The organism is Pseudomonas sp. ACN8, from assembly GCF_002303925.1.
Classification (GTDB): Bacteria; Pseudomonadota; Gammaproteobacteria; order Pseudomonadales; family Pseudomonadaceae; genus Aquipseudomonas.
This window is the reverse complement of record NZ_MRCS01000081.1, coordinates 1-12,566: the sequence shown is the minus strand read 5'-3', so window position 1 is coordinate 12,566 and position 12,566 is coordinate 1. Positions and strand designations below refer to the sequence as shown.

Annotated in this window: 9 protein-coding genes; 7 read left to right on the top strand and 2 right to left on the bottom strand. The window is 53.6% G+C overall.

Features of this window, described 5'->3' with window-relative positions; all coding sequences use genetic code 11:
* Positions 1–129: 129 nt before the first annotated feature.
* On the bottom strand, positions 130–1,452 hold the full coding sequence (locus tag BSF44_RS28195) for a hypothetical protein (protein ID WP_095946282.1): 1,323 nt from the start codon (positions 1,450–1,452) through the stop codon (positions 130–132).
* A gap of 281 nt (positions 1,453–1,733) precedes the next feature.
* Here BSF44_RS28195 and feaR point away from each other — a divergent pair, with 281 nt between their 5' ends.
* The 7 genes from feaR (at position 1,734) to BSF44_RS28155 (ending at position 10,128) form a co-directional block, all read left to right on the top strand.
* Positions 1,734–2,642 (top strand): transcriptional regulator FeaR, encoded by a 909-nt coding sequence (gene feaR, locus BSF44_RS28190; RefSeq protein ID WP_095946281.1) that lies wholly within the window; start codon positions 1,734–1,736, stop codon positions 2,640–2,642.
* Between the two features lie 894 nt (positions 2,643–3,536).
* Positions 3,537–4,394 (top strand): McbB family protein, encoded by an 858-nt coding sequence (locus BSF44_RS28185; RefSeq protein WP_172435411.1) that lies wholly within the window; start codon positions 3,537–3,539, stop codon positions 4,392–4,394.
* Between the two features lie 786 nt (positions 4,395–5,180).
* Complete coding sequence (locus BSF44_RS28175; RefSeq protein WP_256589172.1) at positions 5,181–6,380, top strand: YcaO-like family protein; 1,200 nt, start codon at positions 5,181–5,183, stop codon at positions 6,378–6,380.
* An 11-nt stretch (positions 6,381–6,391) separates the two neighbouring features.
* Positions 6,392–7,135: an ABC transporter permease gene (locus tag BSF44_RS28170; protein ID WP_095946278.1), complete on the top strand. Its 744-nt coding sequence runs from the start codon at positions 6,392–6,394 to the stop codon at positions 7,133–7,135.
* Positions 7,135–7,872 carry an ATP-binding cassette domain-containing protein gene (locus tag BSF44_RS28165; protein WP_095946277.1) on the top strand — a complete coding sequence of 246 codons (738 nt, stop codon included), beginning with the start codon at positions 7,135–7,137 and terminating at the stop codon, positions 7,870–7,872. Before BSF44_RS28170 ends, BSF44_RS28165 begins: the two co-directional genes overlap by 1 nt.
* A 237-nt stretch (positions 7,873–8,109) precedes the next feature.
* Complete coding sequence (locus tag BSF44_RS28160; protein ID WP_095946276.1) at positions 8,110–8,499, top strand: cytochrome c family protein; 390 nt, start codon at positions 8,110–8,112, stop codon at positions 8,497–8,499.
* A 138-nt stretch (positions 8,500–8,637) separates the two neighbouring features.
* Positions 8,638–10,128, top strand: coding sequence for an aldehyde dehydrogenase family protein (locus BSF44_RS28155; protein ID WP_095946275.1), 1,491 nt, complete (start codon positions 8,638–8,640; stop codon positions 10,126–10,128).
* Between the two features lie 171 nt (positions 10,129–10,299).
* On the opposite strand, the gene BSF44_RS28150 is transcribed toward BSF44_RS28155, so the two are convergent.
* Positions 10,300–12,566: DUF3772 domain-containing protein (locus BSF44_RS28150; RefSeq protein WP_095946274.1), on the bottom strand; the 2,267-nt coding region annotated here is incomplete at its 5' end.

Genomic DNA, 12,566 nt, shown 5'->3' with positions numbered 1-12,566 from the left:
CCACAATTGGATTTCTGCCGCACACAAAATCCGTGTACACCGCAGATCCCCTGTGGGAGCGAGCCTGCTCGCGATGGCGGTGTATCAGGCACTGCAAATCTCAGATACGAAAGCTCCCCACGGCCGAAATCAGAAACCGGTGGCGAACACCACCTGGGCGTAGACGTTCTTGTCGTTGTTACCCAGTTGGGTACCGCCGTCTTCGGCGCTCTTGTCCGGTTGGTAGATGCCCACCAGTGGCATCACGGTCAGGTGGTCGTTGACGTGCCATTCGGCGTACAGGTCGACTTCGCGGCCATCGGTGTTGCCCAGGCTGCGGTCGATGGTGTCGAAGTTGAAGTACATCGCGCCGACAGTGAGGTTCTCCAGCGGCGAGACTTTCAGCGTGACGTTCTGGATGCGCGAGTTGCTGTTGAACGGCCCGGCGTAGTTGCCCGCCACTTCACCCTGGAACCAGGTGCCGTAGCCACGGCTGAAACCGTAGAACAGGGTGTCGTAGCCTTCCGAGAAACGGCTGTAGCGGTAGCTGGCGCTAGGTGTCCAGACCGCGTCGGAGAAGGTCCAGCCGGCTTCCAGGTACCAGGCGTCTTCGGTCGAGGTGTGAGGCTTGTCCTGCTTGGCGTATTCACCGGACAGGAACAGGTCTTTCACCCCGGCGTTGCCCGCCGCACGCAGGCTGTAGGTCTTCATGCCGTCGCGTTCAAGCTGGATCGGCGAGGCGTACTGTTCATCGATATCGGTGGTCTTGATGTAGGTAAGGCCGACCGTGCCGGCCTCGGCCACGTGCTCCAGGGTGCCGACGTACATTTCGGTCTTGGCCTGGGCGCGGTTGTCGGATTTGAGCCACATCAGGTCGCTGCGCCAGCCTTCCTTGCCGCCCAGACGCAATACGGCGGTTTCATCGAAGGCCTTGCGCGCCGCCAGGTAGTAGGCGCCGCCACGGTTGAACTCGCCGTCGGCCAGGCCCTTGCCCATGTTCAGCGCGTCGCCATCGATCAGGAAACCGTCGCCGACCACGATGTTCTGACGACCGAAGGACAGGTCGACACCGTCACTGCCCAGCGCGCCGAACAGATCGGCCGAGCGCCAGCCGAGGTAGGCGTCTTCGAACTTGGTGGTGCGTTCCGTGCCATCGGAGAAGCCGGCGGCATCGCCATCGCCCCAGGTGCCGGAGCTGAGCAGGTTCCCCGCGCCGTACGCGGTACCCACACCGCCCAGGCCTTGATCGAAGCTCAAGCCGTATTTGATGTAGCCCTCGCGCCACGACGAGCTGCCTTCATTCAGGCGACCGGACAGGGCGTAGTTTTCCTGGCTGTGGAAAATGCCGAATACGGCTTCGAGGGTAGCGTTCAGGTGGCTGTCGTCATCGGCGTAGAGTTCATAGGCACCGGCATTGCCGGCACTGATCATCAGCGCGAGCGTCGAGAGACGAAGCAAGGGGGACTTGAGCATGGTGTGGCATCCGTTCTTGTTCTTGAGCGCAGGTTTGCGGTCTGTCCGGATACTAAGGCGCGGCCATTGTTTGCCCTTTTCCCTGTTTGCCAATTAGTTGGTTGTGCATGCCAGATTGCATGGTGCGTTGCCACGACGCCGGTTCCTGGTGCACGAGAACAGGCGCTGCGCAGTAATCGCGCACGGATCGGCATGGCCACCGCGGTATTTCGCGGTGGCGAGCGACAGAAACGAAAAGTGCAGGGCGCCTCGCAGCGACTAATGCGAGGGATGAGGCTGCGATGAGCAATGCACAACAGGTCGAGCGCATTGATCAATGGCTCGATAAGGTCAATCAGGTCTGCGGGCGCTTTGGTGCCAATGTGTTGGGGACGCAGTTTGCGGGCTCTATCGATGAGTACCGCAGCGGTGAGCTCAAGATGAGTTTTGTCGACGTGGCCCAGGCCCGACTGTTCCGCACGCAGCATGAGATCGATCAGGGCGAAGGCTCGCATTTCTACGCGGCGCTCCAGCTGGCCGGCGAAGCCGTGATGGAGCAGCAGGGCAGTTGCATCACCCTGTTGCCGGGGGATATCACGCTGATCGACTCCACGCGCCCAAGCAACTTTGTCTACCGCAACAACGCCCGTCAGTTGTCATTGATACTGCCCCGGGAGCGGGTCGAACAGCACCTGCGTTGCACCAAGGTCAAACCCGCGCAACGCATTCCGGCTTCGGCTCCGATGGCGGGGCTGGCCCAGCGCCTGATCCTCGGTTCAACGGAGCAAGGCCTGAATCACGCGGAAAGCGCAGCGACGCTGGACGCGGTGATCAGCCTGTTGCGCCCGGCGATGGGGGCGAGCGAAGTGGACGACTCACCCCAGGCGCGCACCTTCCGCAAGGCCTTGCGCTATATCGATGAACACATCGGTGACGAGGCGCTGTGCCCCGAATGGCTGGCGACCCAGGTGGGCGTCTCCGTGCGCGGCCTGTACCGGCTGTTTTCCCGACACGGCCTGGTGGTGGCGCAATACGTGAAAAAACGCCGACTCGACCTTTGCGCCGAACAACTGCGCCATGCCCGGGGCGAGGGCAAGCTGTGTGCGCTGGGCTATGAATGGGGCTTTAACGATTCGAGCTATTTTTCCACGGCGTTCAAGGCGCGCTTTGGTGTTTCGCCGGGTGAGTATCGCAAGCGCTACATGAATTGAGCGTGACCATTTCCCGGTAGGAGCTGCCGAAGGCTGCGATCTTTTGATCTTGCTTTCAAAAAACAAGCTCAAATGATCGTCTGAACGCGGCTCGAGCCTACGGTAGCTCCGCATCGCTTGAAGCTCTGTAGGCGGGTGCTTTTCTTTTCCTGCTGCACGGACTGAGCAGTACATCCCCAAACACCACAGCCAACAACGTAGCGGACACCATCGTCGCCAGTTAGAACCTCACCACAGAACGGCATACGATCATCAAAGTTACCGTTCGTCGTATTTTTTAAAATTTAAAATCAAACTTAAAAAAATATCCTTTGAAAAAGAAAGAAATTTCTTACTCCGTCCTACAGATCGCTGAGTTCAGTGTCTTTCGTTTGTTTCAGTTTTGAGTCAACTTTGTTTTTGGCTTTTAAGTACTTATAGCTATCTGCCAGTGCGATGCCATTTTTTAAACCGAAAGTGAACGAAAAACGATCCGGAAATCTCGCACGAATTTTCCTTAGATGTTGAGTGAAAATTCCTACGCACAAAAAAATGGCCTATTGCATCAAGTTCTGGAAGTTACTAAATATAGAAGGGTCACTAACTTTGGTGGCATTTCCTCTAATAGCGAGTAATCAATGATGAACAGCGAAAACTTTGGAGACGTTCTTTATCTTGGCGATGAGTTTGAATACGGCTCATGCCCACACATGGCTGGAGGGTCTGGCGGTCAAGGCGGATGTGGAGGTAGCGGCGGATGTGGGGGCGGCGGCGGTTGTAGTGGCGGGAGCGGCGGAAGCGGTGGGAGTGGAGGGAACGCTGTAACTCCTCAGGTATCGTCCGACAACGACTGACAATTCATCAAGTATGGCTTTTCTGGTGTTAGCCAGAAAAGCCATGTAAAGGAACTGGATGATGTTAAATATACAAAGCTACGAAATACTTAATTTTCACTCTGATAATTTAGTGGTTTCAAGGAAAGGTGTTTCGAAGATCAGTTCGCCATCTTTGCTGGCAGCTCTGACTAAGTTAAAAAGTTATAAGAATATTTCAAAGGCTGAATTTCTTGAGATATTGTCGGAGCATGGCTTAAATCCAGAAGCCGCCTATGGTTTTTTAGAAAAAGCGCTCTCTATTAAAGAAGACCCTGGTGAGATTTACTTTGAGAAAACAATTGTGGCCCATGACTGGGACAAAACCACCGACCTGGAGGCATTGTTAAGAAGTGAGATCGATACCCCGTTGGAAATAAGTGACATCTCAGGCTCGCTCAAGGACATTGTTTTAAGTAAGAAATGCTACATTGTAATCGCTTGCATGAATTATGACTATGATTTTATAAAGAAAATATACTTCGATCTTGTAAGTGCTGCGCCGGACAGTGCGATCAGTGTTTGTTATCGCTCGGGTAATTCGTTCTGTATCAGTCAGCCGTACTTGCCGAAAGTCGGAAATCCATGTCATTTTTGTAGCATAGACAGACTGATAAACTATGAGGAATATCATAGTGGCAGGAATACTTGGTCAAGGCTGCTTCATTTTTGCAAAAATAAGCATATAGCCGTTCCTACCGATTCGCTAAATATCCTGCAGCGATCATTGGTTGTTGGGGCGATTGTAAAGAAAATAAAGCTGCTAACGAACCCTGGTAGTGAATATCGTTATCAGGATAATGTACTTCAAGACTCCTATGTTGATTTTAATGGCAACTTCGTGAGGGATGTCTCGGCCTCTCACTGGTATATGTGCGACTGTTTGAGGGTACAGGGATGAAGTATATACCCCATGACTATTATCTGAAGTTCATGAGTTCAACTGTTCATGCGGAAACCTTGGATTTTCACGTAAAAGGGAATTATACGATCCATGATGCATTCAAACATGCTACTCGTCTTCATAATGTCAGCGATGAGCAACTTACTCAGTTAACCGGGAACGAACTGCGGCTTTACCCGGATCTAAATTTTGAATTCTCTGTTCGCTCTGAATTGAATTTGGATTCGGATGTCTGTCGTGATGAATCATGTGAAACCTTCTCCAGCACAAATATAGTTTTTTCGAGGCTAGAAAATCTAATGTCTCCTGTGCTTTCCCCAAGAAAAGATAGTTATAAGCGTGGATATCCAAGCGGTGGTGCGCTATATCCAGTTGAGATGTTTATTTGTTCTCTGATGGATGATGAGGAAAGTTGGCCGTGTCCTGAAAAGATCTTGCATTTACTACCGCGGTCGAGGAGGTTTGAAGTAATGCAGGGTACACAAAATATCGATGATTTTAAGAGGGCGATTTTGTCATCTCCAGGCAGTATTGGCACGCCTCGTATAGCGATAGTTTATGCCGTCTACATACCTAAAACACTATTTAAGTACAGGTATCGAGGGTACAGACTTGCGCTTATGGAGGTTGGATCCATTTACATGCTGATCGAATTGCAAGCCAAAAAGCTTGGATTGCGATGCAGGTTGTGGTCCGCGTACACAGACACGATGCTGTGTAAGGCAATAGGTCTTAATCCAACTCTTTTCTTTCCTATGTGTGTGCACTTCATTGGTGAGCAATGTGATTCTATATAATTCTAGTCACTACTCAGCGTTACCTGGTGCGCTGATTTGTCAGCCAGCCTGCTTACTGTCTCTTCCGTCCTCTGTTGAAGTGGAAGACCCTTGGTTAAACGGAGGATCTGGAATAGGGAGCGGTTCCTCCTCTATAAAAGCGGCGCTAGGTGAGTACTTTGAAAGACGGCATTTCTATATGGAGGTTAAGCCCGACGTAGTAGGGGATATCAATCATACATTGTCGAGATTGGAGGCTGGGAAATTTATCTATGCTTTTTCTCAAACTAATGAGAGTAATTTGACATCCGCACAGCTTGCCAAACATTCATATAATTTGACGGAGGTGTTGCGTGTATCGGATTTTTCTTGCTGTCACATACCTACTGCATGTGTTTCTCTTAACTATAATAAAGTTGAAAGTGAAAATTCAATATATCCGCTGCGAGATACATGCGGTTGCAGTTTTCACTATCGATTTGAGGATGCAGCTTTTGGGTCGATAAAGGAATATTTGGAAAGGCAGTTCCTGGCAAGATTTTGGCTCACAAAGGAATGCACTCGGCTGGTTCTTGAATCTGACATTAAAATAGCCCTGAGTGAAAGTCGTGCTCAAACGTTATACGATGCACTATGCAAGTCAGGTGAGATCACGGTTATCGATATATCAGATCATGATTACCCAGGTGCATGTTTGTTGGCTGTTTACGGTCAAAAGGATAATAAACGTCACGTTCGGTATTGCGCCGGAATGTCGTATGCGGAAACGTTAAGCAGCGCACTTGAGAAATCAATTTATGAATTGTGGCAAACCTACAGATTCATTGATTTGTTTCGAGCTACTGAGAGTGACGTCGAAGAGGTTAAAGATTCATATTTGAAGTATTTTTTAAGCTGTAACACCTATGGGACATACAAGGAGATAACTTCGGTAAGATTCCGTGGCTCCGACACATCAGGGTCTTCGCTTGAGTTTAACTTGTCTGGACTTTTGGCTGCGCTCAAGTCTCAGCAGGTTGATGGTTATCTCTACGTCAATTCTCTTGTGATACAGAGTGGCTTATATTTTTTCAGTAAGTTTGTTTCTCCCGATTTATTTTTGCACATGAATAACTCTAGGGGTATAAATTTCCGCAATAAATACTCTGAGAGATTTATGGGGCAGATATTTTCTGAGCGGAAAAAAATTATGGTTCCATTTCCATGAAAGGGTGACTCATGACAGATTTTACAATATCAAGATCTTTCGAGCTTACGTGGTTGTTTGTGAAGGAACAGCTAAAAGAGCCTGTTGCGCTCTTTTGGATTATTGTTTCGCCGGTAGCAACCTATTATTTGCTGGCATACTCCAGAGGAGAGCTTTCTCCTTCGGGTATGAGCTATTTAGAAAGCACTTCTTGGTTTCACGCTTATATTTCTTCAAGTGTCGCTTTTTTTGGCTTCTCCTTTTACATTGTGGGCAGAAGGGAAAGTGGATTTATTAGGTCGTTTGTATATACATCCGAAGCCAAACTGATATTTATGTTGGCGCAGTTTTTTGCATGCTCGCTTATTTCTTTGATTTACTGTGCCGCTTTCTATGTGATGACATGTTTTTCTTTTGGAGGCTTTGAAGTGGCTGAGTTTTTATTGGTTTTTTCTCGGTTTTATATCTGCTATGTATTGTTTTGTGTGCCTGGAATTCTGTTGAGCTTGTTGCCTGTTAGTTTTCAGAATGCCAATACAATTTTCTCCATGACGTCATTTGGAATGCTTGTGTTGGGTGTTCTAAGTGTTCGCGATTTGCATCCTGTATTGGATTTTATCAAAGGGTTTAATCCTTTGTATATTGCAAATCAAATAATGGCTGGGGGGATTGAAAGGCACCCGATTTTGATATTGGGGGTTTTCTTTTCTTTTATTGCTGTATTCTTGTTGTCCTTGCGATTCTTGCGCATAAATCCAGTGTGGAGTCGATATTGATGGGTATTATAAAAGCCAGGTCGCTTTGTTTTGAGTATTCTGAAAAGATAATATTCAATGACGCATCTATCAGTGTGACTCCAGGCTCTATTACCGGTCTGCTGGGTCCAAACGGCTCTGGAAAGACTACGTTTTTCGATATTGTGTGCGGCTTGAAAAAGGCGAAAGAAGGGCAGCTTGTCAATAGGTTTGTCAGGCAGCTTTATTTATCACAGACGATCATGACGCCCCCCGTGCTGCGTATGTTCGATGTCTTTAGAATGACTACATTACTTTGCTCTCCGGTCCGAATGTCGCAAGAGCATGCTTTGAAAAAGCTCGCTGTCTGGAGCCCTGAAATAATTGAGCGATATAAGGAAATCTGGAACAAGAAGTCTTCTGTTTGCAGCTATGGTGAAAAGCGTTGGTTCTTTACTCTATCATTGCTGGCTGTAGAGGCGGATCTGGTGATACTGGATGAACCCACTGCTGGAGTCGATCCTGAGTTCAGACACTACATTTGGAAGTGTTTGCGTGGAGCTGCTGGTGAGGGAACGGCAATTCTAGTGTCTTCACATAACATCGAGGAGGTTGTGAGCAACTGTGACAACTTTTATATGATCAGCATGCGACGGTTTGTACCGTTCAGCTCCGGTAAAGAGTTCTTGGAGTCTTACGGTGCAAGCACTCTGGATGAAGCTTTTATCCGCGCGGCGGCTGCACCCGTGTTCACGGCGCCTTCTGCTCAAAAAAAATAACGAGTTCATCGCCTTCTCAGCTCAGCTAAAACGAGCTTCTAATGTCGCATACCTGCACGCGCTGTTTCTAATGCGCAATCTGGCACAACCGCCAACACAACTGGCACGCAGGGCAAAACCTGCGTGCCGACGACCACCGACAATCCCCATCAACCTGTCGAAGCACCGTTGCCTCGGCATTTTTAGTGTTGGCGTTCGCCTGCTGGCGGACGCGTGGATTTTCAAGGTCGTTTTCCTATGTTCACTTCGCTGCGTTGGTCCCTGATCGGTTTGTTGTCCTTCACCCTGGTCCAGGCGGTGTCCGCCGCCGAGTGCGCCCCGGACACGCGCCGTGGCGGCGAAGTGTTTGCCACCGAGTGCAGCGTTTGCCACGCGGTGACCAAGGGCACGACCGGCATGATGGGGCCGAACCTGTTTGGTGTGTATGGGCGCAAGTCCGGCTCGCTGGCGGACTTCAGCTACTCCCAGGCCATGCGCGACAAAGACGTCAGTTGGCAAGCCGAGACCATCACGCAATTGATCACCCAGCCCCAGGCCTTCGTGCCGGGCACCTACATGCCCTACATGGGCCTGGCGTCCGCCGACGACCGCCAGGCGGTCGCGTGCTTCCTCAAAGAACAACACTGATCAGCCGGATTACCGACTGCCAACCAACCACCCCCTGTAGGAGCTGGCTTGCCAGCGAAGACGGCCTTGAGTCTTGCAACGCCCGTCAAGACGCTTTCGCCGGCAAGCTGGCTCCTACATCTGAATGAAAGGTGAATTATGAGCAACGTTGAAATTCTGCCCCAGGTTGCTGCATTCCTTGAGCGTCGCCACGGCTGCTTCATTGATGGTCAGTGGGTGCTTGCCGAGGGCGACAGCATCGCCGTGGTCAACCCGGCCACTGGGCAAACCCTGTGCGAGACCCTGGATGCGCCGCTGGAACTTGTCGAGCGCGCCGTGCAGTCGTCCCACAAGGCTTTCAAATCCGGTGTGTGGTCGAGCCTGCGTCCGGCCGACCGTGAACGCATCCTGCTGAATTTCACCCGCCTGGTCGAAGAACACGCCGAAGAACTGGCCCAACTGGAAACCCTGAGCCAGGGCAAGTCGATCAACATGGCCCGCGCGCTGGACCTCAACGCCACCGTGGAATTCATGCGCTACATGTCCGGCTGGGCGACCAAGATCGAAGGCCAGACCTTCGACGTGTCGATCCCGCTGCCACCGGGCGCCAAGTTCACCGCGTTCACCAAGCGTGAGCCGGTGGGTGTCGTGGTCGGCATCGTGCCGTGGAACTTCCCGCTGCTGATCGCCGCCTGGAAGCTGATGCCGGCCCTGGCCACCGGTTGCACGGTGATCATCAAGCCAGCCATGGAAACCCCGCTGACCGCCATGCGCCTGGCTGAACTGGCGCTGGAAGCCGGCATCCCGGCCGGCGTGTTCAACGTGGTCACTGGTGGCGGCGCTTCCGTTGGCGGCGTGCTGACTGCGCATCCTCTGGTGAGCAAAGTGTCGTTCACCGGTTCCACCGCCGTGGGCAAGAGCGTCGGCGTGGCGTGCATGGAAAACATGACGCGCTTCTCCCTGGAACTGGGCGGCAAGAACCCGATGATCGTGCTCGCCGATGCCGACATCGAAAAAGCCGTGCAGGGTGCGATCCTCGGCGGCTTGCTGAACAACGGCCAGGTCTGCGCCGCTGCCTCGCGCTTCTACGTGCACCGCTCGATCCACGATCAGTTCGTCGAAGCCCTGGCTGCCGCCGTCTCCTCGATGCCAATTGGCGCCGGCATGAACTGCGACGCGGCCATCAACCCGTTGGTGTCGCGCAAGCAACAACAAAGCGTGCTCAAGCACATCGAACTGGCCCGCCAGCAAGGTGCGCGGGTGGTGACGGGCGGCGAGTTGCTGGAAGGCGACGGCTTCTTCGTGCAGCCGACCATTCTGGCGGACATCGACCACAGCATGGCCGTGGCCCGTGAAGAGGTGTTCGGCCCGGTGCTGGGCGTGATGCCGTTCGACGACGAAGACGCCGTGATCGAACTGGCCAACGACAACCGCTACGGTCTGGCCGCCAGCCTGTGGACTAACGATCTGGGCAAGGCGATGAACCTGGTGCCACGCATCGAAGCCGGTACGGTCTGGGTCAACGCCCACGTGCTGCTCGACCCGGCGATGCCGTTCGGTGGCCTCAAGCAATCGGGCATGGGCCGCGAGTTTGGCCGTGCGGTGATCGAGGCTTACACCGAGCTCAAGTCGGTGTGTATCGCCCATTGATCAACCTGTAGGAGCGAGCTTGCTCGCGAAAAACGTCAAGATAATGCGGTCTGTCAGTCAGTTCGCGTTATCGTTGGCGACCATCGCGAGCAGGCTCGCTCCCACAGTGGATTTGCGGTGAGCACGTCATTTGCGTACACCCGCGATAAATTGTGGGAGCAAACTCCCACATCATGCTGCGGGTGGCGGTTTCGCCAGTTCAATCCCCGCGGCACCCAGCCGCTTGAGAATTCCAAACAGCAGCTCGCTTTTGATCGCGCTGACCGTGCGTGGGCTGCCGACATAGCCGGTGATGGTCAAGGTGATGCCTTCAGGCTTCAGCTGACTGAAGCGCAAATAAGGCACCGGTTTATCCAGGATCGATTCGTGTTCGGTGAAGGTGTCGTACAGCAGGTTCTGTACTTGCTCCGGATCGATGTCCAGCGGGAACACCAGTTCGAGCATCACCACGCCTTGGGCGCTACCGCCGAGGGTGACGTTGCGCAGGTTCTGCGAAATCAGGTGGGAGTTGGGCACGATCATGATCGAGCGGTCGGCCAGTTGAATTTCCGTGGCCCGCACGTTGATCCGTCGTATGTCGCCTTCGACCCCGCTGATGCTGATCAGGTCGCCGACTTTCACCGGACGCTCGGTCAGCAGGATCAGACCGGAGATGAAGTTCTTCACGATCTCCTGAAGACCAAAGCCGATACCCACTGACAGCGCACTGACAATCCACGCCAGGTTGGTCCACTTGACCCCCAGCGACGACAGCGTGAGCAGCACCACGGATGCGTAACCGATGTTGGCAAACAGGGTGCTGAGCGAGGCGCACATGCCTGGGTCCATCTCGGTTTTGGGCAGGAACTCGTTATCCAGCCAGCGCCGGAAGGAGCGAATCAGGTAGATGCCGATCACCAGGGCGAGGATGGCATGGAGCAGGTTGTCCGGGACGATGTTGAGTTTGCGCAGCCCTTCGCCGCCGAGTACGGCCACGGTGCCGGTGACCAGTTGCCCGAGGGTCGTCCCCACGCCGCCGACGAACAGGGCAATGACGCCGATCAGCATCAGGATGGCGCGGCCAGCCCCGGACATGACGGTGCAGATCTGCTCCAGGCGTGGATTGCCGATGCCCAGTAGTTGCTTGATCGCCTTGCCGGTGGGTTTTCGGGGCGAAAACACATAGTCGCAGGTGTCCTGGTAGACCTGTGAGAGCAGGTAGAAACCGGCGCAGATGATGAATATCCAGACCACTTCATAGGTGATGAACCGGGCCATCGTCACGTAGCCGATCAACAGGGCGAACAGGGACACCACCACGGCAACGCCGGTGAAGGTGTAAATCAGACCGGCGAAGGTGGTGACGCCTTCGGGGGCCTCTCCGGCAACGATCAGGTCTCTGCGCGTCTTGCTGACGCGCAACAGCAGCGCAGCGATCACCAGTGCCACGATCAAGGCTACGATGCCCCGACCGAACAACACCACTTCGGCGCTCATGCCAGTGACGTTGCTCATCTGCACCAGGGTTACCAGCACCAGTAGCAGGCTGGCCAGCAACCTCGGATAGGGCTCCATCACCAGCGCCACCGGATCGGCAATATCGGGCAGGCGCCATGAAGGATGTTTGGTGGACAACAACGCGCGGCTCAGCCCGGTGATCAGCACGCAGGTATAGGCCAGTTTTTCCAGATTCTGCGCCAGGTCGGCCAACAGGGGGGTGTAGGGCAATTGCCGGGTCCCGGCAAAATGCAGCAGTTGCAAGGCGATGCCGGCGGTCAGCACCGTCGCCACCACCGACGCCAGTGCAAGGGAGCTGCGCCGCAGCCGACCTTCAGGCATTCGATGGATGCACAGCCAGGCCAGGGCCCGTCCGGCGAGCTTTCGCCCCACGGTCCAGATGGCCAGGGCCAGGATCAGCAGAGTGGCGGTGATCCCGCGTTGTCCGGGTTGCCAGGCGGCCCGGTGCGTGGTCTCGAGCTGTTCGATGAGGGCGCTGAAACGTTGGCGGTCATCGATCGGAAGATTGAACAATGGCGACCAGAAGCTCGGGTTCAGGATGCTGCTGGTCTGCTGGGTCACTTCCGCTTCCAGCAGACTGCGCCGGATGCTGGCAATCTGCGTGATCAACTCGCCGGCACTTATTTTAAGCGCGGCCAGGGTTTTGAGTTGGCTGTCGATCTTGTCTTTTTGCTCGCCGAGGGCGTCTCGTTGGGAGGTAATGGCAGTCGTCACCTGTGCGTTCTCGTCAAGCGGCACTGGCCCCAGCACGTTGAGTTGCGCCTGCAATTGCGCCTGTCCAGGCAGCAGCGATGTGGACAGGCGTTCAATCTCCTGAATCAGTACCTGCACCAGGTCCTGCGAGCTTTCCAGCTGAGTGTAATTGGTGGCCTGGGAAACCTGCTGCTTGAGGCTGTTGAGCTGGTTTTGCACCCCCAGCAATTCGCTGTCGGAAATGCTGA